Consider the following 21,472-nt stretch of genomic DNA (forward strand, 5'->3'; position numbering starts at 1 on the left):
CCGGCGGCATCAGCCGGTGGCGTGCCCAGCCATCCGCTAGGGCCGGCGGCGCGCCGTGACGGGACCACCCCGCGCGGCGAGCACCCGCTCTTCCACATCCGCGAGCCGCTCCACCGCCACCGCCATGTGGTGCGCGTTGGCATGGATAAGCGTCTGGCCATCGATCATCAGAGCCACGTGGCCGCGCCAGAACACGAGGTCGCCGCGGGCAAGCGCCGCGTCAGGGGGCAGCGGCGCCCCTGCGAGCTCGACCTGCATGTCGGTGTCGCGCGGCAATGCCACGCCGCACGCAAGATGCGCGATCTGCACCAGCCCCGAACAATCGATGCCGCGGATGCTGCGCCCGCCCCAGAGGTAGGGCGCGCCCACGAACCGCAGCGCCTGCGCCACCGGATCACCGGCCGACGGGGTGAGGTGCGGCAGCGGCACATGCCCGCCGTCGCGGAGCCGCGCGAAGCCACTGGTGCTGCCCGAGACCGGGACGTCGGCGAGGAGCGGCAATTCCCCCAGCACGCGGGCCTGAACCGAAGGCCGCTGGTAACTCTGCGACCAGATCGCCGTCACCGGCCGCCCCGCGCCGCGCTGCGGGCCGAGCCCGTCCCGCGCCACGTAGCCGACATAGCCGTCGAGTTGCGCCTGTCCCCAGACGAGCCCGTCCGGCCGCTCCTCATAGACGACGAAGACCTCGCCATGCAGCAACTGCGTCGCCCGTTCCCCTGTCGGATTGGGATCGAGCGTCAGGTCGAGCAACGACGGCGCCACGCGGGCGGGTCGCCCGGGTGCAAAGCGCTCGGCAGCCACCCGTCCTCGCAGGTGGGCAGCCGCGAGGTCGGGGCGGGCGGGGACCAGGCGCCGGTGGAACGGTCCGTTCACGTGCGGCAATAGCGGTTCTCCAGCAGCGCGAGGACCGCGCGTGCGGCCTGAAACGCAGCACCCTTCGGCCGGGCCGGTTTGGCCGCCGGGGTCCAGCCGTAGATGTCGAGATGCAGGTAACGCGGGCTCTCGGTGACGAAACGACGCAGAAATAGTGCTGCGGTGATCGCCCCGGCCATGCCCCCCGCCGGTGCGTTGTCCAGATCGGCAATTCCCGGCTCGATCAACGGCTCGTATGGAGTCCAGAATGGCAGCCGCCAGAGAGGGTCCGCGACCCTCAGGCTTGAGTCAACGAGGTCGGCGGCAAGTGCCTCGTCGTCGGTGAAGAAAGGCGGTACGTCCGGGCCGAGCGCAACGCGCGCCGCACCGGTCAGGGTCGCGAAGCTTACCACCAGTTCGGGCGCTTCCTCGTCGGCGAGCGCCAGCGCGTCGGCAAGGACCAGGCGGCCCTCGGCGTCAGTGTTGTTCACCTCGACCGTCAGCCCCTTGCGGCTCGGCAGGATATCCCCCGGCCGCATCGCCGCACTGGAAATCGCGTTCTCGACCGCCGGAACGAGAACACGGAGCCGGATGTCGAGCCCGAGGCTCATGATGATCTCGGAGAGGCCCATGACTGTCGCGGCGCCGCCCATGTCCTTCTTCATGTTGCCCATGGACGCACCGGGCTTGATGTTGAGCCCGCCGGTGTCGAAACAGACGCCCTTGCCGACCAGCGTCACCTTCGGCGCGTCCTCGCGGCCCCACACGAAATCGAGAAGGCGCGGCGCCTCGGCGGCGGCGGCGCCCACCGCCTCGATCATCGGCAGGTTCGCCGCCCGAAGCGCCGGGCCACCGCGCACCACGCTGAACGCCGCGCCGTGGCGCGCGGCAAGCGTCGCGAACGCCACCTCCAGGGTTTCCGGCCCCATGTCACGCGCCGGGGTGTTGATGAGGTCCTGCGCGAGGGCGGCGCCGCGCGCCAGCGTCTCGACGCGCTCGATGTCGACGCCCTCGGGGCAGACGAGTTCCACCTCGGACGCCTTGCCAGCCCGGTACCGCTGGAAGCGGTAGTCTGCGAGCCGCCAGCCAAGCACCTCGACGCTCAGGTCGATCGGCACGTCGCCGGGCTCCAGCACGTAGCGCCCGGGCGGAAGCTTCGCCGCAGCCGCGGCGAGCGGGAAGCGGTCGCGCGCCCGGGCGGCCGCACTGCCCCAACCGACAAGGACCGCGGAAATCCCGGATTCTCCGGGCAATGCAAGGACCTCGCCGATCGCGGCGCCGAACCCCGACGCCTCGACCCACGCACGTATTTCGGGCGTCTGAGTGCTTATCCAGGACGCCAGCGACGCGCCCTCAATCAGGCGGAGCGAGATTTTCCGGACGTCGGATTGGGCGACGATTGGCATTCGGTAGGCGCTCTTCGAATTGATACACCATCCTAGGGCGCGTCAGCCCAGTGTTACAAGAGTCACAAAGCGGACTGTTCAGTAAATACGATTACGGAAAGCAACGAATCCTCTCCGAGCCGCGCCAGCCGCGCCGAAACCGCAGCGGTGGCGATCTCGTCGCAGGTGGAAAGACAGCCCACGAGATCGCGGGCGACGCGGGCGAAATCGGAGAGTCCCACCTGCTCGGAAAGCCCGGCCAGGCGCGTGGCGAGCGCCCGGGCTTCCTCTGCATCGCCCTCGTCGAGGGCGGTCCGAAGCAGGCCGAGTCGGTCGGTCAGGTGGAACACCACCTCCGAGACCACCTCCCGGCAGCGCTGGTCGCCAAGCGACTGGCGCAGCAGATGAATCCGTGACCGGTCGAGTTCGGCGTCCTCGTATGCCGGTATGCTGTAAAGCTCGGCTCCCATGGCAATCCCCCAAGTACCCGACGCAGGACATTGCCGGGAAGTGGTAAAGGCCATCCTGACGTCTGCGCTTGCCGCAGCGCGTCATAAGCCTGAAAGTCGCGCCGAGTTTAGCCAAATCGGACCTACGATTCGCCGGGGGGACAAGCGATGGAACATGCAAAGCCACTGCCGGAGGACCTGATTGTCCGGTATCGCGCCTGGAAGGAGCGCCGCACCCCGGAGCAGACGGCGCATTCCGCCGAACTCGCCGAGAACGGCCAGAACCCGACGGCTATGATCATCACCTGCTGCGACAGCCGGGTGCTCATATCGGAGATCTTCGGCGAGGGGCCGGGTGATTTCTTCATCCATCGCAACATCGCGAGCCTCGTCCCGCCCTATGAGCCGGACGGCGAGAGCCACGGCACCTCGGCGACGATCGAGTACGCGGTGATCGCGCTGAAGATCGAACACCTGATCGTCATGGGCCACCACGCCTGCGGTGGCGTGCGCGGTTGTCACGACATGCTGGCCGGGCTCGCGCCCGACCTCGACACGCCCACGAGCTTCGTCGGCACCTGGCTCCGGCTCCTGAAGCCCGGATACGAAGCGCTCGCCGGGCGCGGCCTCAGCTATGAGGAGCGCATTTCCGTGCTGGAAAAGCAGGCGGTGCTCGTCAGTCTGACCAACCTGATGACGTTTCCCTTCATCGCCGCGGGCGTCGAGTCGGGCCAACTGCAACTGCACGGGGTCTGGAAGGACATCCGCGACGGCGGGCTTGAGCTCTACGATGCCGAAACCGATCAGTTCGTTCCGCTTTAGGGAATCAATTTCGGGAATCAATTTCTGTTGATCACTTCCTGCTTGGCAGTGTTGCCGACACAATGGTTAGATCAACGCGCGTATTGGAATTGGATACCCAGATAGGAAGGAAGGCTGATGCGGAAGCTGGCCGGCTTGCTCGGAGTGTTTGTGATCGCTGGTACCGTGGCGGTTGCGGCAGACGATCCCATCACCACTCGAATTTCACTCATGGATGCAAGCGGCGCCGCGACGGCGCTTGCCGGCGGAATGCTGAAGGAGCAGGTCCCCTACTCGCCCGCAGCCGGCAAGGCTGCGATCGCCTCGTGGCACGCGGTTGCCGTCTCTTTCGGTGACTACCTCCCCGAAGGCAGCGAGGACGCCTCCCGCAGCCATGCCGCGCCGAAGATCTGGGAGGACCGCGCCGGTTTCGACGCAGAACTCGCCAAGTTCGAGGAGGCCTCGGACGCCGCGATGAAGGCGTCCGGCAAGGACGGCCCGCCAGATCTCGCCAGCTTCCAGAAGCTGGCGCAGCCGGTGATGGGCACCTGCAAGGGCTGTCACGAGAACTACCGCCTCGAAGACTGAGGCCGGGCCATGCTTGTCCTGCGCATTCTCGGCTGGCTCGCGGTGCTCGGCCTCGTGGCCGGCGCCGGATTCTGGGTGCTGACCATGCCCCGCGGCCTCTCGGCCGAAACGCTGGCCGCGATGCCGCCGGGCGACGCGGCTCGTGGCGAGTCCATCTTCTGGGTCGGCGGCTGTGCCTCTTGTCATGCGGCGGCCGGGGCAAAGGAGAACGACCGGCTGAAACTCGGCGGCGGGCGCGTGCTCGCCACCGAGTTCGGCAACTTCGCTCCGCCGAACATCTCGCCCGATCCCGAGCATGGCATCGGCAACTGGACGGCAGCGGACTTCGCGAACTCGATGCTGAAGGGCATCGGGCCGGGTGGCGAGCATCTGTATCCCGCCTTCCCCTACGCGTCGTACACCCGGATGGAGCTCGGCGACGTCGCCGACCTCTGGGCCTACATGCAGACGCTGCCGCCGATCCCGGAGACTGCGGCGGCGCAGACGGACCTTCGCTTCCCGTTCAACATCCGGCGCGGCGTCGGTCTCTGGAAGCTCGCATTCCTCGACGACAGCCCGGCGGTCACGATCGCCGATGCGAGCCCGGAAGTTCTGCGCGGGCAATACCTGAGCGAGGGTCCGGGTCACTGCGGCGAGTGCCACACGCCCCGCAACTTCGCCGGCGCGGTCGATACGAGCCGCTGGCTCGCCGGCGCGCCGAACCCGGAGGGCAAGGGACGTATCCCCAACATCACGCCGGGCGGCCCGGTGGGCGACTGGTCACTGGCGGATATGGTCTATTTCTACCAGACCGGCTTCGACCCCGACTTTGACGCGGTCGGAGGGAGCATGGTGGACGTGCAGGAGAACCTTGCGATGCTGCCGGATGACGACCTGCACGCCATCGCGGCCTATCTCGCGGCGGTGCCGCCACAGGCGAGCGCGCCAGCAGCACGCTGACCGCCGGCGCGCGCAGTTCCATGAGCGGGACCGATGGTCCCGCTCATGACAGGCTTCAGGCGACCGTCGCCGGGACGTCGCCCTTCTTCAGGACCCGCCGACCAAGAAGCTCCGCGATCTGCACGGCGTTGAGCGCCGCGCCCTTGCGCAGGTTGTCGGAGACGATCCAGAGCACCAGCCCGTTCTCCACCGTCGGATCGGTGCGGATGCGGCTCACGTAGGTGGCATACTCGCCGACACACTCGATCGGCGTGACGTAGCCACCGGCCTCGCGCTTGTCGACGACGAGCAGCCCCGGGCTCTCGCGCAGGATCTCGCGGGCCTCGTCCTCGTCGAGCGGATCCTCGAACTCGACGTTCACCGCCTCGGAGTGGCCGACGAAGACCGGCACGCGGACGCAGGTGGCGACCACCTTGATCGCCGGATCGACGATCTTCTTGGTCTCCGCCACCATCTTCCACTCTTCCTTGGTGAAGCCGTCCTCCATGAAGGAGTCGATGTGCGGAATGACGTTGAAGGCGATCTGCTTCGGATAGACGCTCGGCTCCACTTCCTGACCGGGGACATAGAGGCCCTTGGTCTGGTTCCAGAGTTCGTCCATCGCGCCCTTGCCCGAGCCGGACACCGACTGGTAGGTCGAGACGACGACGCGCTTGATCTTCGCCCGGTCATGCAGCGGCTTCAGCGCCACCACCATCTGCGCCGTGGAGCAGTTGGGATTGGCGATGATGTTCTTCCGGGAGTAACCGGTGATCGCGTCCGGGTTCACCTCGGGCACGATCAGCGGGACGTCCGGATCGTAGCGGTAGAGCGACGAGTTGTCGATCACGACGCATCCGGCCTTCGCCGCGATCGGCGCGTACTTCTTGGTCGCGTCGGACCCGATGGCAAAGAGCGCCATGTCCCACCCGGTGAAGTCGAACGTGTCGAGATCGAGGGTTTTCAGTGTGCGGTCGCCGAAGGAAACCTCGGTGCCGAGCGACTTTCGGGACGCAAGCGCCACGATTTCGTCCACGGGAAATTCCCGCTCGGCGAGGATGTTCAGCATTTCCCGACCCACGTTGCCCGTGGCGCCGACGACCGCAACGCGATAGCCCATTGCCCTTCACTCCTGGTACAGTGCGGGGGCGCTTTTGCGCATATCCGGGGGAAAGTAAACCGGATTCGCCCGGGTCACGTTGTCCGGGTCACGGTCACTCCGGCATCGTCTCGCCCGAGCCGCCGAACTCCGCGGGGAAGTCCTTCAGCTTCGGCAGGCCGTCCCGGATCGGCAGCACGGCCTCGGAATAGTTGACGTGCACCACCGGCGCAAAGGCAAGTGTCGGAATTATCGCGGCATAGACGTCGACGAGCCCGAGGCCCGGATGATCTGTCATCACGTGGCCACCACAGACGGTGCAGAACTTGCGGTCGGACATCGCGGTCTTGGCGAAGTGTCCGAGCTTGTCATCACCCTTGGTCACCGTGACGTTCTCCGGCTTCCAGAGCGTGAAGGCGTTGACCGGCCCGGCCGACCACAACCGGCACGACGCGCAGTGGCAATAGCCCATGGCTTCCGGCGCGCCGGTCACCTCGACGGCGACAGCGCCACAGAAACAGGTTCCCTGGTGGGTCTCGGACATTGAGCGTTTCCTTCCTGTCAAGGAGAGCGCGAGCACTCCCGAGCGAGACCATGGACCCCGCGACCGCCGCGTGTCTAGGCGCTGCTCGGTTCCGCCAGCCAGCATGAAGCCGTCGGCAGACGCCGGCTTTCCCCGTCCGACGCGCGGCCAGAAGCGCGGCGCCGGCCTGCGGGAGCGATGCGATGGCGGTCCGTCCCGGGCCGTCGCGCGCCCCGCCACCTGACCCGCCTGCGACCACGCGGGCCCTGCGCATGGAGTGTGTGACTGTCTGACAATGGAGGATCGGCATGCGGGTTGCGGTCATCGGAGCGGGCATCATCGGAGTGACAATCGCGGCTCGGCTCGCCGAGCGGGGTGCGTCGGTGGTCGTCATCGACAAGGGTCACCCGGGGTGCGGAACGACGAGCACCTCGTATGCCTGGCTGAACTCGAACGGCAAACAGCCGAAGGCGTACTTCGACATCAACCGCGCCGGCCTCGACGCCCACAAGCGCCTCTCGCCGAAGGACGGCGCCGCGTGGCTCGATATTGGCGGCCACGTGGAATTCGCGATCGACGACCATCACCGCGACGACCTTGCCGCCCGGGCGGCGCGGCTCAGGTCCTGGGACTACCCGGCCGAGGAGATCACGGCGGCGGACGTCGCGCGGCTGCTGCCCGACGTCAGGTTGCCCGAGGGCGTGCAGCTCATCATCCGCTATCCCGGCGAGGCCCACGCCTATCCCGCGCTCTACCTCGCGCATGTGCTCGGCGAGGCGCGCGCTGCCGGCGCTCGGATCAGGACCGGCGTCGAGGTGACCAGCCTCACCGGCAACGGCGAGACGGCGTCGGTCGGGCTCTCGGACGGCAGCGTCGAGGACGTCGACCGGGTCGTGTCGGCGACCGGGCGCTGGACGTCGCGCTGCGCCGCGCTCGCCGGCGCCAACGTGCCCGTGCGTGAGTTCTCCGAGCCGGGCGACATCGTTGTGGGCTACCTCGCGGTGACCAATCCCCTGCCCGTGCGCCTCGCGTCCCTCGTCACCAGCCCGTGGCTGAACGTCCGGCCCGCCGGTGGTGGCCGGCTGATGCTGCAGGCGCTCGACCTCGATGCGACCGCCGATCCGCGCGAGGTGCCCGGGACGGACTCGCCCCTCGCCCGGGAGCTGCTCACGCGACTTCGGGCGCTGCTCGACGGCACTGGCGGCGCGCGGATTGTCGAGCTGATGGTCGGTCAGCGGGCGATGCCGGAGGATGGCCGCACGATCGCGGGCTTCGCTCCCGGCGTGCCGTGGTTCTACGTCGTCGCCACCCATTCCGGTGTGACCCTCGCGCCCTACCTTGGCGAGGCGGTCGCCGCCGAGCTGGGCGGTGAGCCGCAGGCGGCGCTCGACGAATTCAGGATCGAGCGTTTCGCGATCGACAAGACCTATGGGCAACCGTACACGCCGCGAAAGCCCGGCGAGCAATAGCGGAACAACGGGGCAGAGACCCAACCATGCGCATCAGGCGTGAGACCGTCGCGGAACAATGCGTGCAGCTGCTGCGCCGGCAGATCCTCGAGTGGCGGCTGGTTCCCGGAGAGGTCGTGACGGAGGAGAGCATCGCGCGCGACATGGGCGTTTCCCGCCCGACGGTTCGCGAGGTGCTGAACACCCTGATCGTCGAGGGCCTGCTCACCCGCAATCCCACCACGCGCTCGCTCTGCGTGACCCGGCTCGACTGCGGAGGGATCAACGAGATCTACCGGGTCCGCCGCCTGCTCGAAGCCGCCGGAGTGAGGGCGTTCGGCGCCCTGGACGATGTGGCGCTCCAGCCGCTCGCCGCCGCGACGGCAACGCTCGCCGCGGGCCGTCGGGACCGGCGACACCCACGCGATCGTGCAGGATGACATCGCCTGCCACACCGAGATCGTCGCGCTGATCGGCTCTGGCGATCTCGTCGAGTTCTACGCGCGCCAGCTCGCCAAGCTGCAACTGGCGATGGCGGGCGCGACCCGATCCCGCAGCTACGACCTGCAGGCGCTTCGCGACGCGCACCTGAGGCTCCTCGACCTCATGCGGCAGCGGCGCATCGAGGAGGCGGTCGGGTTCATCGTCGCGAGGCTCGATGCGGCGGAGAAGCAGCTGCTCGACGCCGCCTGACCCCGGGCGGCGGAGACCCCGGCGCCGCACGTCACGGGCGGATCACGGGCGGATCACGACACCATACTGGGCGTAGTCGCGAAACAGCGATCGCCAGCGCACGCGGCCACCGAGCGACGTGGCGGCCCGCTCAAGCGCCGGGTGAAGATCAGCGCGCGGCGTCACGTGAAACTTGCCCAGCCATGCGCGCAGCCCGGTGCGGAACCAGCCCGGCAGGCGCGACTGCTCCGAAAAGTCGACGACGTGCAGCTCTCCCGCCGGCGCGAGGCAACGCGTCGCCATGTCGAGCGCGCGCTCCCAGTCCGGGATCATCGAGACGGAATAGGAGAGGACCACCCGATCGAACGTCGCGACACCGAACAGCGCCTGCGGATCGAAGTCGCAGGCGTCGGCGGCGGCAAGACGCGCCCGGTCGCCGAGCTTGGCCCGCGCCGAGCGCAGCATTTCCTCGGAAATGTCGAGGCCGTGGAGCGACGCCCCGGGACAGGCCCGCGCGATATGGTGCAGGTTCCGCCCGGTGCCGCAGGCAATTTCCAGCACGCGCCCGCCCTGGGGCACGCGAAGCTCCCCGATCAGGTGATCGCGTCCGAGCAGGTACCACGCGCGGGTCAGGTCGTAGATCCGGCGCTGATGGCGGTAGATGCCGTCCATCAGCGCCGCGTGGCTCCGGGTCTCCGCGGCGATCATGCGGTGCGCCTGTAGAGGTGGACGCCGCCGTAGATCGCCGAACGATCGGCGGCGAAGGCGGTGGCGGAAGCCTCCGAGTCATAGTGCCAGCGGTCGAGGATCGAGGGCGACACACGGCCCGGCAGGATGTCGGGCGTGCCACCGGTGCGGAACAGAACCCGCGCGCCCGGTGCCGCCGTGCGGTCGATCTCGGCCCAGAGGGCGTTCAGCTGCGCGTCGCTCATCCAGTCCTGCGCGTCGAGCAGCACATAGGCGTCGAGCGATCCCGCCAGCATTCCGGCCAGCTGGTCGGTCAGGGAGCGGTTGACGATCGAACCGCGATGCGCCGCCTCGCGCAGCGTCTCGAACTGCCCGGCCTGCAGATAGGGCGGCAGCGCGCCACCCGGCCGCTGATCGTAGTGGCGGGCGAACGCCTGCCACGCGAAGTAGTTCTCGCGGATCGGAAAGTCGCACATCAGCCGCCGCGTCCGCTCGCGCAGCACCGGCAGGACGGAACCCGCGCCATCGGCGGCGAGCTTGTCGTACTGGGCGGGCGGAATGCCGAGGCCGAAGAGCGACGCGCGCTGCGCCGCCAGCCCGCGCACCAGCCGCTTCTCGAAGAGCGGCGCGATCCGGGCGTCGAAGAACGCCGCCTGCGCTTCGAGGCTTTCCGCCTGGAGCAGCGGCCGGAAGTCCACGCCGGCCAGTCGGGTGATGCCGTGGAGCGTGCCGATAAAGCGTCCCAGCGCCCCGTGGCGGTAGAAGCCCCGGGCGAACATCTCGATCCGACGCCGGCGGAGCGGCCCGCGGCCCGCCCACCAGGCGCGGGACTCCGCGTCGAGGACGGGCGCGATCAGCTCGTCATAGCGCGCAACGTTCTCCCGGCGATCCGCCCGGGCAAAGAAGTCGTGGAACGCCGCATGATCGGGCAGCGCCCGCGCCGCCGCGAGCTTCAGCCGCCCGAGCGCGACATGCGCGGGCGAGAGGTCCACCGCCGTCACCGAGCCGGGGCCGGCGGTCAGATAGGACATCATGTTGCAGCCGCCGGAGGCGATGCAGATCACATGCTCATCGGGCGCGAGGCCCAGGGCGGCCATGTCCGCCACCGGGTCCTCCCAGATCTGCGGATAGACCAGCCCCTCGAACATGCGGGCGAAGACCGACTCGAGCACGCTCGTGGCGGTGAGACGACGGGTCTCGCTGACGGCGGTACGGATCTGCGCCGAGGGCGCCGGACTTGCGATCTCGGTCATCACGCGGCCTCTGCGTTCTGGCGACGGCGGCGCATCAGGCGCGGGTGACTGTTCGCGAGGGCGCGGCGACGCCGGACCGCCGCCCAGTCGAGCAGGTGCAGCGAGCCATCCTCGCGCTCCACCACCGCCGTGCAACTCTCGACCCAGTCGCCGGTGTTGACGTACTGGATGCCTTCGATCTCACGCAGCGCGGCGGTGTGGATGTGGCCGCAGACGATGCCGTCGTAGCCGTGCTCGCGCGCTTCCTTCGCGAGCGCCGCCTCGAAGGCGCTCACGTGGCTCACCGCGCGCTTCACCTGCGCCTTCGCCCACTTCGAGAGCGACCAGTAGGGTCCGCCCCAGAGCCGGCGCACGCGGTTGAAGAGAATATTGGCCTGGATCGCGAGGTCGTAGGCCCGGTCGCCCACGTGCGCGAGCCACTTCGCGTGCACCACCACTGCGTCGAACTCATCGCCGTGCGTCACGAGATAGCGCCGGCCGTCGGCTGTCACATAGTCGGCGCGCGCCATGACCTCGATGCCACCGAAGTGCGCCCCGAGGCAGGAGCGGAACATCTCGTCGTGGTTTCCGGGCACGAACACCATCCTGGCCCCCGCCGCAGCCTTGCCGAGCAGCGCGTGAACGACGGCGGTGTGACTCTCGGCCCAGTTCAGGCCGCGATGCATCTGCCAGCCATCGTAGATGTCGCCGACGAGGTAGTAGGTCTCAGCCTCATGGCAGGACAGGAAATCGAGCAGCAACTCGGCCTGGCACCCGCGGGTACCGAGGTGCACGTCGGAAATCAGGATCGTCCGATACTTCAAGCCGCCAACCTCTCAACCGGGGTTCCGGATGCGGTCTAGCGACGGCTCTTGACCGATTTGTGATTGGAAGTTGACGGAATTCTGAAGGTGTCAGCCCGGGAACCAGCAGCTCCGCGGCACCCGGTAGGCCGCGAAGTCGGTCGTCACGTAGCCTTCTGCCGGACGCCAGCGCGCAACCTCGGTTCCCGGGGTACCACCGGGGCGGCAGTCGGGCGGCTCTCCCCGACCGACAAACAGCACCTCGCCCGGGCCGGGCGGCAACGGATGCTTCTGGGCGTAGTGGTGCGGCGGAAAGCCGTCGACCGGCTCGGCGTAGATCGTGAGGTCGGAATCGCGCAGCGTGTAGAAGAGATCGGCGAGAATATCGCGATTGGTGGCGACGATTGCCTCGAGCCCCTGTTCGCGGGCGAGGCGCTCGAACTCGTGGGTCGCGGCGGTCCGCCCCACGTAGCGATAGAGCGCGAGCTGGTCTCCGAGGCGGAAACTGTCGGCGACGGTGGTCGCGACCGGCAGCGCGAGGGCGATCGCGCCATTGAGGACAAGCCCGGCCGCGAGCCAGCGCGGCCGGGGCGCCAGAACGGCGCTGGCGAGCACCGCCGCGGCCACATGTCCCGCGGCCGCCCAGTTGCCGTGCGCCCCGGCGAGGATCGCCTGCACCGAGACAATGAGAAACGTCGGCAGCGACAGGAACGCCAGAAGCCGCGCCCGGCTGTCCGACACCACGCGCCCGAGACCGAGGATATAGGCGGCGAAGAACACCGGCCCCGCGACACCGAACTGGGCGCCGATGAAGTCGAGAAGCTTGATCGGATAGAAACCGGCACCGCCTTCAAGCTTGGTGTTGTCCGCGGTGTGCTGCAGCGTCGTGAAGCCGTTCTGCAGGTTCCAGAAGATGTTCGGAGAGAGGATCAGCAAGCCGACCACGAGGGCAATGACCGCGTCCCGGCGCGCGATCCGCGCCTGCGGCATCACCAGGGCGGCAAGGACCGCGGAGATCGGAAAGTAGATCATCGCGTACTTCGAGAGCATCCCGACGCCGACCGCCGCGCCGAGGACGATCGCCCAGCCGATCGACCGGCGCTCGGCGAGGGTGATGAACGCAAGGATCGCCAGCGCGAAGCACGCGAGCATGGGTGTATCGGTCGAGACAAGAAGACTCGCGACGGCAACCGCGGGAAAGAGCGAAAAGCCGAAGCCGGCGACGGCGCCCGCGCGCGCGCCGTAGAGGCGCCGGGCGATCAGCCCGACGACGACCGAGGTGAAGGCCCAGATCAGCGGCAGCGGCAGACGGATCCAGAATGGCGAGTCAGACCCGATCGACGTCGACAGCCGAAGGATCCAGGCGATCAGCGGCGGCTTCGAATAATAACCCCACGCGAGCTGCTGCCCCCAGAACCAGTATTGCGCATCATCGACGTAGAGATCCGCCCGATCGAACGGCAGAAACGCCATCCGCCAGAGGGTGATCGCCCCGATCGCGAAAAGGCTGAGCACAAAGGCCCGGTTTCCGTCACTCAGTTCGTTGCGGTGCATGAATCAGCCAGAGATTGCGAGCGTAGACCATGAGACCCATGGCCTGCCCCAGCATGAACACCGGATCGCGGCGATAGATTGCGTAGGCGAGGAGCACGATCCCGCCACCGACCGAGAAGTACCAGAAGGCCACGGGCATGACCGACTGCCGCGCCCGCTCGGACATGATCCACTGGACCAGGAAGCGCATGGAAAACAGCGCCTGCCCGACGAAGCCGACCATCACCCACCAGAATTCGCCCCAATGGTCGACGTGGAAGATGGTAAAGACCGCCTCCATCAGGCGTCGCCCTCGACCGGCGCGAGCTCCATGGGGCGGGCCTTCCGGCGCCGCTTGATCAGCCACATGACGCCGAGCAGATCCCAGACGCCGGCGATCGCCCGGCTGATGTTGGCATAGTTCGATTTCCCCGCATGCCGGGCGTCATGCGCCACGTCCACGTGAATCGTCCGCCACCCGTCACGCGCCACCAGCGCCGGCAGATAGCGGTGCATGTGATCGAAGTAGGGCAGGCCGAGGAACACGTCGCGTGGCAGAAGCTTCAGCCCGCAGCCGGTATCGCGGGTACCATCGTTCAGCAACCGCTGACGGATACCGTTGGCCCAGCGCGAGGCAATCCGCTTCGAGGCGGTGTCCTTCCGCCCGACCCGCTGGCCCGCAACGAGACCGACGCCCTCCGGGAACGCGGTGCCTTCGAGGCGGGCGACGAGTTTGCGGATCTCCATGGGAGGGTTCTGCCCGTCGCCATCGAGCGTGCAGATCACCCGGCCATGGGCGAAACTCACGCCGCTCGCGATCGCCGCGGACTGCCCGGCGCTGTTGCGGTGCTGCACCAGGCGCAGCATCGGCAATTCCTGACGCAACGCCAGCACCCGGTGAGCGGTGTCATCGGTCGAGCCGTCATCCACGAAGATTATCTCAAAGGGGGCGAGGTCGGCGCATGCAGCCGCAATGCCCTCAGCGACGAAGACGACGTTCTCAGCCTCGTTCTTGAGCGGCACCACCACGGAAAGCCAAGGCGCGACCCGATCCAGTTTCGACGCCATCTGCCCTCGCTTCTTCTCCCGGCACCGGGCAACGATAATTTAGCCAACGGCCCGGGTAAACCGAGGATCCGCGAGGGTCAAGCCACGCTCCCCGAGTGGTGAAAACCGTCATCGCCGGAAGGGCCGTTGCGCGATCCGGGCGTCCCGGCGACACGCGAACCGCGGCCGGACCGGAAACCGATCCGCCCCGCCAGGTTCCCGAAGCACAAGGGGGCGCCCATGATCTCCGGCAGCCCGCGTCATCAAGGCGAGCAAAATGTCCATGGCAGGCCACCCCGCCTACAGCAACCATTCGACCGGCAGCAGCCCGATCACGGCGATGGCCGCCTGCCTGAACCAGCTTGCGCCGGGTTCCTGCTGGTAGATGCCAAGCTTGCCGTCGGGCATCTCCTCGGTCCATGCCATCTGGCCATCGAGTGTCAGGACGGGCTGATAGGAGGCCCGTTTCAGCGGCCCGTCGAACCCCTCGGACACCCGGCGGGCCATGGTCGGGCTGTCGATCAGAAAGCCCATCTCGCAATTCAGCAGCGCCGAGCGCGGGTCGAAATTGAACGATCCGATGAAGACGCGGCGATCGTCGACGGCGAAGGTCTTGGCGTGCAGCGCCGCGCCGGAAAGTCCAAGCCGCTTCAGCTCCTCGCGGCCCGGCTCCTGTTCCGCGCGAAGCTTCAGCTCGAAGAGCTCCGCGCCCGCCTTCAGCAGATCGCGACGGTATTTCGTGTAGCCGGCATGGACGATCAGCACGTCCGTCGTGTTCATCGCGTTCGTCAGGATCCGCACGCGCTTGCCTGAGCGCGCCAGATCCCCGAAGAGCCGCGTCCCCTGCTTGCCCGGCACGAAATAGGCCGAAACGACGTCGATCCCGGTGCGGACCTCGCCGAGGATGCCCGAGAGCCGGGTGATCATCAGCTGATCGCGGGACGCCTTGCCCTCCCCCTTCACCGGATCGTCGGCAACGACCTCGACCCGGGTAAACTCCGGCCTGACGGATCCGCCCCGGAAGCGGCTCGCGCTCGACTCGAGTTGGCCCACGAGTTTCCCTGCCGCCTCGCTGCGCGCGGACTCGGCGACGCTGGCCAGAAATGCGTCGAGATCGCCCTCACCCCTGATGATCTGGTCAACCGGGAAGGCCGAGGCGCTGTTCCAGTAGGCGTCAAAGACATCGGCGGTCTTGCCGACCACGTCACCAAAGGCCAGCACGTCCATGTCGAGGTAGTAGTTCGCATCCCCGACCCGAAAATATTCGTCGCCGATGTTGCGCCCGCCAATGATCGCCGCCTCGCCGTCGACGATGAAGGATTTGTTGTGCATCCTCCGGTTCATCCGCATGAAATCCAGCGCGTAGCCGGCCATCTTGGGCGTGCGGATAGTCGAGGGGTTGAAGAGCCGGATCTCGAAATTGTCGAGCGCGTTCAGCGTGGCCATGACGCCGTCGAGCCCCGGCACGCCATTGTCGTCCAGCAGCAGGCGCACCCGCACGCCGCGCTTCGAGGCGTCGTAGAGCATCTTCAGCAGCAGCCGCCCCGACGTGTCGTCGTGCCAGATGTAATATTGTGCGTCGATCGAACGGTCAGCGATCTCCGACAGGGCAAGGCGGCTGCCCAGCGCGTCGTGGCCACCCGCCAGCGGGATGACGCCGCTCTCATGCTCATGCCCCGCCATCCCGGCGCGCACCCGCTCCGCGAGCCGCGTCGATGGATCACGCGGCAGCGACACTTCCGGTGCGCGGCCCGAGATGTCCGGCAGTGGGAACAGCCATCGTCCGGCGAGGACGCCGACGACGGCAAGAAGCACCAGCCCCGCGAGAAAAACCCCGATCCGCACCAGCATTGGCATGTTTCCCCTCGTGCCCGCCGAGGACCAACGCACTGACGGCGAAATCGACCGTCGGGAAGCGCAGGTCCATTGCTCGATCCATGGCCGCCGGTGAATGTCAGACCAGAGCCCGAACGCGACATGAAGGGCGCGGAAGGCGTCGACTTGCGACATGGTCATGCGGCCATGCAATCACGCCGCCCACGATGAAACAGACCAGACCAGGGCAGCCGCGCATCGCCCCCGGAGTGTCTTTTTTTCAACTTCCGATCCCCGCAGATGCCGTGGGGAATGCTACGGAATTTTCCCCCCCTTTTTGAGGGAGGAAGAACCATTTCAGCTGAGGTGACGATTTTCGACGGGTTTTCGCGACAGGCGAATTTCGTACTGGTCGGAGTGAGAGGATTCGAACCTCCGACCCCCTGCTCCCGAAGCAGGTGCGCTACCAGGCTGCGCTACACTCCGACTGGCGCGTCTCTTAATGCGGTTGCGGGGGGAGCGCAACGGCCTTCGTTCGGGGTTTCTCGCGACGTCCGCGCGCGCATCAGCGGCCCCGGCCGGAGGCGGTCGCGTCAGTCGGCATCCCGCCGCGCCAGCCGGCGGAGCAGGCTGATCCTCGGGTAGATGCCGGAGACATAACGGCTCTCGGTGCGGAGTACCGGACGGGTGCTCGACCGGCTGTCCTCGCGGAAGACCACGTAGATGCCGCTCAGGATGATGATCCCGGCCCCGAGCGCCGTCGGCCAATCCGGGCGCTCGTGGAAGAAGAACGCACCATAGACCACGGCCCAGAGGATCTGGGAGTACTGCATGGGTGCCACGACGACCGCCCGCCCGGTCCGGTAGGCGGCGATCTGGCAGAGCGCCGCCGTGAAGCCGAGAAGCGCCATCAGCGCCACCCCGCCAAGGTGAAGCCCGGGCATCGGCTTGTAGACGAAGGGCAGGATGCACCCCATGACGAGGATGTTCGCCACCATCGGATAGAGCAGGAGCACGGCGCTGCGCTCCTCCGCGCCGATCTTGCGCACGACGACCGCCGCGACCGACGAGCAGACGGCTGCCGCGAGCGCCGCGAGATGCCCGGACGAGAATTCGGTGGCGCCCGGGCGAAGCACCACAAGTACCCCGAGGAGGCCGACCATCACCGCGATCGAGCGATGCAGGCCCACCGTCTCGCCGAGAACCGGCACCGCGAGGACGGTGATGAGCAGCGGCGCCGCGAAGATCAGCGCATAGGTCTGGGCCAGCGGCAGCACCGAGAAGGCATAGAACGCCGAAGTGGTGCTGACGACCGCCGCCGCGGTGCGCAGCAGCGTCCACCACGGATGCCGGGGCCGCAGATCGCCCTGCATCCTGTCCCGGAGCAGCATGAGGGTGACAATCGGGAAGCCGAAGAGCGTCGAGAAGAAGACGATCTGGAACGGCGCGTAGACTTCGCCCAGAAACTTCACCACCACGTCGTGGGTGGAGTAGATGCCGAAGGCTGCGAGCGCGAACATCGCGCCGCGGGTATTCGAGGTCAGCGGCATCCGTGCCGCCTCATGCCGTGTCGGGCGATCGCCATGGTCTTCCTCCGGGGGGCTTCCCGAAAGGCATAAGCGCGTATCGTGGAGAGAACAACCTTCCAGGTACCGAAAATACCCCCGGCTGATCAGCCTCAACAGACGGGCCCTCCGCCAAACGCCTTGCATGACGCCGAAGCGGAGGGATTTTGCGACCCCGGACATTCCCGGCTGCATCCTCAGCCCTGAGGACTGAAAATTCACTTTCGCGACCAGCGGGCGCAGTGCATCCGCCCGTCTGGTCGGGGTACGCGCGCAGAGCGCGACTAGCCGAGCGCCGCGACGATGGCGTCGCCCATTTCCGATGTCGTGACCGCCTTGCCGCCACCCGGGCCGATCAGATCGGCGGTGCGCAGGCCGTCGGCCAGCACCCGTTCCACCGCCGCTTCCAGCCGGTCGGCGTCGGCGCCTGCGTCAAAGGAGTAGCGCAGCGCCATGGCAAAGGAGAGGATGCAGGCGATCGGGTTCGCCTTGCCCTGACCGGCGATGTCGGGCGCCGAGCCATGGACCGGCTCGTAGAGCGCCTTGCGCCGTCCGGTCTTGGGGTCCGGCGCGCCGAGCGAGGCCGAGGGCAGCATCCCGAGCGATCCGGTGAGCATCGCCGCCACGTCCGAGAGCATGTCGCCAAAGAGGTTGTCGGTGACGATGACGTCGAACTGCTTCGGCGCGCGCACGAGCTGCATTCCGCCAGCGTCGGCCAGCATGTGGCTGAGTTCGACGTCGGGGAAGCGTGCGTCGTGGGTCTGCTGGACCACCTCGTTCCAGAGGACACCCGACTTCATCACGTTGCGCTTTTCCATCGAGCAGACGCGCTTGTCGCGGACCCGCGCCATCTCGAAGGCGACCGCCGAGATCCGCTCGATCTCGAAGCTGTCGTAGACCTGCGTGTCGATCGCCCGCTTCTGGCCGTTGCCAAGGTCGGTGATCGTCTTGGGCTCGCCAAAGTAGACGCCGCCGGTCAGCTCGCGCACGATGAGGATGTCGAGGCCCTCGACCAGCTCGCGCTTCAGCGACGAGAAGTCCGCCAGCGCGTCGAAGCACTTCGCCGGCCGCAGGTTGGCGAAGAGCTCGAGATCCTTGCGCAGGCGCAGCAGGCCCGCCTCGGGGCGCACATCATAGGGCACCTTGTCCCACTTCGGGCCGCCGACCGCGGCGAGCAACACCGCGTCCGCCGCCTGCGCCTTCTCCATGGCCGCGTCGCTGATCGCAGCACCATGGGCATCGTAGGCGCAGCCGCCGACCAGCTCCTCCTCGACGGTGAACGGGCGGCCGTTGGCGCCGAACCAGCCGATCACCTTGCGGACCTCGGCCATCACCTCCGGGCCGATGCCGTCGCCGGGCAGGATGAGAAGGGTCGGGGTGGCCATGGCAAACCTCGGAGGCAAGGGAATGGGACGGAGATGTTCCCGCGGTATCGCCTCCCCTGCCGGGGGTCAAGCCGGGGGGCAAGGTGGGCGCCTCAGGGCAGAGCGATGTCGACCCAGACCAGCCGGTGCGCGGACGCCGCCGCCGCCGCGGCGGCGAACGGCTCGCCGGAAGCGGGCCAGAAGACGCCCGCGCCCGCGATTTCCAGATCAACGGACGGCAGCACGTAGTCCACCCGCAGGTTCCCCGGCCCCGCCTCGTCCCAGTCGGCGGTGTCGAGTTCGGGCGGCCCGGCGTGGCCCGGGCTTGCCGCCGCTCGGCCACCCTCGCTGGCAGGGCGCGGATCCTGCAGGCGCGGGTGCGCGAGCAACCCGGCGATCCCGTCGCGAAGCCCCGCGCCGTCGAACGGATCGGCGTTGAGGTTGCCGAGCACGACGAAGCCCGCGTGCGGGGCGGTTGCCGGCTGGCCGGTGTCGTCGGGCAGGACCGCTCCGCCGAGCCATGCGGTCCAGAAGCCGATCTCGTCGTGATTGCGCCGGCGGTTGAACCCTTCCGTCCCGTCGAACAGCGGCGGCGTCGGCGCGGCGGCGAGCAGGTGCAACCTGCCGCCCCCCGGAAGCACCACCGGCACGTCCCAGTGCGACCGCGACGACAGCCGAAGCTCGGCGGCCGCCACCGGGTCAGGAAAGGGCGTGCCGTCGTGCTTCGTCGGCAGCAGCGCGCCGGGCAGGTCGCGCCAGCGCAGCAGGCGGAAGCTGCGGGCCGCGGCGGAGTCGATTGGCAGGCGCGACAGGATCGCCATGCCGCCGTTGCCGGGAAACCGCCCCCAACCCCAGCCGTCCGCCCAGTCGGTGCGCTTGCCGTTGCCGTCGAGATCGAAGCCCGAGGGCTCGCCGGCGTTCACCGCCGCGCGGAAGCGATGGGGAAGGACGAGGCCGTCCGGACCCGACGCGAGGAGGTCGGCGAAGGCCGCAAGCGCCATCCCCTGATGGTCGTCGTCCATGCCGGAGAGCAGAAGCACATCGGGCCGGGCGGCGCGAAGCACCGTGGCGATGGCCGCGAGCTGCGGCGATGGCGGCCTCGCGAGGTCGCCGAGAAGTTCGCCCGCCGCGTCACGGGCGAGCCCCACGTCCCAGGTGGCGACGCGCAGCGTCTCGGCCGCCACCGGAGCAGAGAGACAGACCAAAGCGAGAAGTGGGCGCAGCATGGGACGCACGCTCGGCGGTCAGGGTTGAGGGCGGGTTAATGCCGGCCCAGCAACTCGATGTATCGACGCGCGCCCAGACCGAGCGGCCGGTCACTGCGCCAGACCACGTCGACCCAGAGGCGAAGTTCGTTGCTCATGTCGGCAAGAGCTACCTCCGCGAGACGCCCCTCGGCAATCAGCGGCTGCACCAGCGTGCGCGGCAGGTACGCCCAGCCGAGACCGGCCTCGACGAGCCCGAGCGTCGCGAGATGGCTGTCCGTGCGCCAGAGCTGGCGCGCAACCACGAGCCGGGGGTCGATGCGGCTGCGGTCCCGCCCGGCAACGGCGATCTGGCGGGCGCCGACGAGATCGACAGCGCCCGGAGGCGCGCCGGCGACCAGCGGATGGCCGGGCGCCGCGACCGGCAGCAGCACCTCCTGCCCCACCTCGCGAAACGCCTCGTGGTCGCTCATGAGCACCGGCCGCTCGAAGACGACCGCGAGCGCGGCTTCGCCGCCGTGCAGGCTGCGCAGCACCTCGTCCTGCGGCCCGGAGATCACTTCGACCTCGAGCGCCGGGAACTCGACGGCCAGCGCCGCCAGCGGATTGCGCCACGGCCCGACCAGAAGCTCGTCGGCGACCGCGAGACCGAGCCGCCGCTCGAGACCGGCGTGAAGCGAGAGTGCATGCGCCTCGATGCGGTGCAGGCTGTCGGCGATGGCGCGCGCCTCGGGCTCCAGCGCGCGGGCGGCAGCGGTGGGCACCGGCTCTCGTCCCGACCGGTCGAAGAGCTGGAGATCGAGTTCTGCCTCGAGATTGCCAATCGCCATGCTGACCGCCGACGGCGCGCGCCGGAGCGCCCGCGCCGCTGCGGAGAATGACCCGTGGTCGAGCACCGCGAGGAACAACCGGACTGACTCCGAGCTGAACGCCATCCGCCACCTGTCAGAAAGACTGATAGAACCTGTCTGGCACAATCAGCAGTCGTGAGTATGTTGTCCACGGAATTTGGATGCAGGGGGACCGCCCGTTGGGGCGGCAAAATCGAGAATGCACGGCTGGAAGCGGCGGGTGGTCTACGTGACCGCCTACGAGGCGATCGCCATCATTGTCACGACGATCGGGATCGCGACACTCTACGGGGTTGGCGGCGCACACGCCGGCGGGCTCTCGGTACTGTCCTCGGCGATCGCGATGGCGTGGAACGCGATCTACAACGCCGGCTTCGAGGCGTGGGAGGCGCGCCGCGCGGTCGCCGGGCGGCCGCTCTCCATGCGCATCGCCCATGCCATCGGCTTCGAGGGCGGGCTTGCCCTTATCCTCGTGCCGGTCGTCGCGTGGTGGATGGGGATCGGCCTCATCGAGGCACTTTTGCTCGACCTCGGGCTGCTGACGTTCTTCCTCGTCTACACCTTCGTCTTCAATCTGGCGTTCGACCGCATCTTCGGGCTGCCGGCCTCGGCCGTCCGTGAGGCCTGAGCGGCGT

The 21,472-nt window shown here is 68.2% G+C and carries 23 protein-coding genes and 1 tRNA gene; 7 read left to right on the forward strand and 17 right to left on the reverse strand.

Features of this window, described 5'->3' with window-relative positions:
• Positions 1–36 precede the first annotated feature (36 nt).
• The 3 genes from HNP73_RS19360 to HNP73_RS19370 form a co-directional block, all read right to left on the reverse strand.
• Positions 37–873, reverse strand: a complete 837-nt coding sequence (locus tag HNP73_RS19360) for a C40 family peptidase (RefSeq protein ID WP_343063391.1) — start codon at positions 871–873, stop codon at positions 37–39.
• Positions 870–2,258 carry a leucyl aminopeptidase family protein gene (locus HNP73_RS19365; protein WP_184153976.1) on the reverse strand — a complete coding sequence of 463 codons (1,389 nt, stop codon included), beginning with the start codon at positions 2,256–2,258 and terminating at the stop codon, positions 870–872. Before HNP73_RS19365 ends, HNP73_RS19360 begins: the two co-directional genes overlap by 4 nt.
• A gap of 62 nt (positions 2,259–2,320) precedes the next feature.
• Entirely contained in the window at positions 2,321–2,707 is a 387-nt protein-coding gene (locus HNP73_RS19370; RefSeq protein ID WP_184153979.1) for an Hpt domain-containing protein, read from the reverse strand.
• A 147-nt stretch (positions 2,708–2,854) separates the two neighbouring features.
• Between HNP73_RS19370 and HNP73_RS19375 the strand changes: the two genes are divergently transcribed.
• From HNP73_RS19375 to HNP73_RS19385, 3 genes are all read left to right on the forward strand, one after another.
• Positions 2,855–3,508: a carbonic anhydrase gene (locus HNP73_RS19375; protein WP_184153983.1), complete on the forward strand. Its 654-nt coding sequence runs from the start codon at positions 2,855–2,857 to the stop codon at positions 3,506–3,508.
• 117 nt (positions 3,509–3,625) lie between these two features.
• Positions 3,626–4,075 (forward strand): c-type cytochrome, encoded by a 450-nt coding sequence (locus HNP73_RS19380; protein WP_184153986.1) that lies wholly within the window; start codon positions 3,626–3,628, stop codon positions 4,073–4,075.
• A gap of 9 nt (positions 4,076–4,084) precedes the next feature.
• Positions 4,085–5,014 (forward strand): c-type cytochrome, encoded by a 930-nt coding sequence (locus HNP73_RS19385; protein WP_184153989.1) that lies wholly within the window; start codon positions 4,085–4,087, stop codon positions 5,012–5,014.
• A gap of 55 nt (positions 5,015–5,069) precedes the next feature.
• Here HNP73_RS19385 and HNP73_RS19390 read toward each other — a convergent pair whose 3' ends face one another.
• Together HNP73_RS19390 and HNP73_RS19395 are read right to left on the reverse strand one after the other, a co-directional pair.
• Positions 5,070–6,113 carry an aspartate-semialdehyde dehydrogenase gene (locus HNP73_RS19390; RefSeq protein ID WP_184153992.1) on the reverse strand — a complete coding sequence of 348 codons (1,044 nt, stop codon included), beginning with the start codon at positions 6,111–6,113 and terminating at the stop codon, positions 5,070–5,072.
• A 94-nt stretch (positions 6,114–6,207) separates the two neighbouring features.
• Positions 6,208–6,636, reverse strand: coding sequence for a GFA family protein (locus tag HNP73_RS19395; protein ID WP_184153995.1), 429 nt, complete (start codon positions 6,634–6,636; stop codon positions 6,208–6,210).
• A gap of 287 nt (positions 6,637–6,923) precedes the next feature.
• Here HNP73_RS19395 and HNP73_RS19400 point away from each other — a divergent pair, with 287 nt between their 5' ends.
• The 3 genes from HNP73_RS19400 to HNP73_RS19410 are packed head-to-tail and all read left to right on the forward strand — an operon-like array spanning position 6,924 to position 8,756.
• A complete protein-coding gene (locus tag HNP73_RS19400; protein ID WP_184153998.1) occupies positions 6,924–8,084 on the forward strand; it encodes an NAD(P)/FAD-dependent oxidoreductase in 1,161 nt (386 codons plus the stop codon).
• A 26-nt stretch (positions 8,085–8,110) separates the two neighbouring features.
• Entirely contained in the window at positions 8,111–8,503 is a 393-nt protein-coding gene (locus HNP73_RS19405; RefSeq protein ID WP_184154001.1) for a GntR family transcriptional regulator, read from the forward strand.
• On the forward strand, positions 8,493–8,756 hold the full coding sequence (locus tag HNP73_RS19410) for a hypothetical protein (protein ID WP_343063370.1): 264 nt from the start codon (positions 8,493–8,495) through the stop codon (positions 8,754–8,756). Before HNP73_RS19405 ends, HNP73_RS19410 begins: the two co-directional genes overlap by 11 nt.
• Before the next feature lie 42 nt (positions 8,757–8,798).
• Here the strand turns inward: HNP73_RS19410 and HNP73_RS19415 are convergent, their stop codons facing one another.
• From HNP73_RS19415 to HNP73_RS19470, 12 genes are all read right to left on the reverse strand, one after another.
• Positions 8,799–9,443, reverse strand: coding sequence for a class I SAM-dependent methyltransferase (locus HNP73_RS19415; protein WP_184154007.1), 645 nt, complete (start codon positions 9,441–9,443; stop codon positions 8,799–8,801).
• Entirely contained in the window at positions 9,440–10,675 is a 1,236-nt protein-coding gene (locus tag HNP73_RS19420; protein WP_184154010.1) for a BtaA family protein, read from the reverse strand. The genes HNP73_RS19415 and HNP73_RS19420 overlap by 4 nt, the downstream gene beginning before the upstream one ends.
• Complete coding sequence (locus HNP73_RS19425) at positions 10,675–11,478, reverse strand: UDP-2,3-diacylglucosamine diphosphatase (protein WP_184154013.1); 804 nt, start codon at positions 11,476–11,478, stop codon at positions 10,675–10,677. Before HNP73_RS19425 ends, HNP73_RS19420 begins: the two co-directional genes overlap by 1 nt.
• 90 nt (positions 11,479–11,568) lie before the next feature.
• Complete coding sequence (locus HNP73_RS19430; protein WP_184154016.1) at positions 11,569–12,972, reverse strand: glycosyltransferase family 39 protein; 1,404 nt, start codon at positions 12,970–12,972, stop codon at positions 11,569–11,571.
• A 16-nt stretch (positions 12,973–12,988) separates the two neighbouring features.
• The gene (locus tag HNP73_RS19435) at positions 12,989–13,291 is read right to left on the reverse strand and encodes a lipid-A-disaccharide synthase N-terminal domain-containing protein (RefSeq protein WP_184154019.1); all 303 of its coding nucleotides are present in this window, start codon (positions 13,289–13,291) and stop codon (positions 12,989–12,991) included.
• Positions 13,291–14,058, reverse strand: a complete 768-nt coding sequence (locus HNP73_RS19440) for a glycosyltransferase family 2 protein (RefSeq protein ID WP_184154022.1) — start codon at positions 14,056–14,058, stop codon at positions 13,291–13,293. The genes HNP73_RS19435 and HNP73_RS19440 overlap by 1 nt, the downstream gene beginning before the upstream one ends.
• A gap of 279 nt (positions 14,059–14,337) precedes the next feature.
• Positions 14,338–15,894 (reverse strand): phospholipase D family protein, encoded by a 1,557-nt coding sequence (locus HNP73_RS19445; RefSeq protein ID WP_246399976.1) that lies wholly within the window; start codon positions 15,892–15,894, stop codon positions 14,338–14,340.
• Between the two features lie 367 nt (positions 15,895–16,261).
• Positions 16,262–16,338 (reverse strand) — tRNA-Pro (locus HNP73_RS19450).
• Positions 16,339–16,445: 107 nt separating this feature from the next.
• Positions 16,446–17,396 (reverse strand): DMT family transporter, encoded by a 951-nt coding sequence (locus HNP73_RS19455; RefSeq protein ID WP_184154665.1) that lies wholly within the window; start codon positions 17,394–17,396, stop codon positions 16,446–16,448.
• A gap of 305 nt (positions 17,397–17,701) precedes the next feature.
• Positions 17,702–18,802, reverse strand: coding sequence for a 3-isopropylmalate dehydrogenase (gene leuB, locus HNP73_RS19460; RefSeq protein ID WP_184154025.1), 1,101 nt, complete (start codon positions 18,800–18,802; stop codon positions 17,702–17,704).
• A 92-nt stretch (positions 18,803–18,894) separates the two neighbouring features.
• A complete protein-coding gene (locus tag HNP73_RS19465) occupies positions 18,895–20,007 on the reverse strand; it encodes an endonuclease/exonuclease/phosphatase family protein (RefSeq protein WP_184154028.1) in 1,113 nt (370 codons plus the stop codon).
• A gap of 35 nt (positions 20,008–20,042) precedes the next feature.
• Positions 20,043–20,921 (reverse strand): LysR family transcriptional regulator, encoded by an 879-nt coding sequence (locus HNP73_RS19470; protein WP_184154031.1) that lies wholly within the window; start codon positions 20,919–20,921, stop codon positions 20,043–20,045.
• 115 nt (positions 20,922–21,036) lie between these two features.
• On the opposite strand from HNP73_RS19470, the gene HNP73_RS19475 reads away from it, so the two are divergent.
• The gene (locus tag HNP73_RS19475; protein ID WP_184154035.1) at positions 21,037–21,465 is read left to right on the forward strand and encodes a PACE efflux transporter; all 429 of its coding nucleotides are present in this window, start codon (positions 21,037–21,039) and stop codon (positions 21,463–21,465) included.
• Positions 21,466–21,472 lie beyond the last annotated feature (7 nt).

The sequence above is a fragment of the Amaricoccus macauensis genome (assembly GCF_014201905.1).
Lineage (GTDB): Bacteria > Pseudomonadota > Alphaproteobacteria > Rhodobacterales > Rhodobacteraceae > Amaricoccus > Amaricoccus macauensis.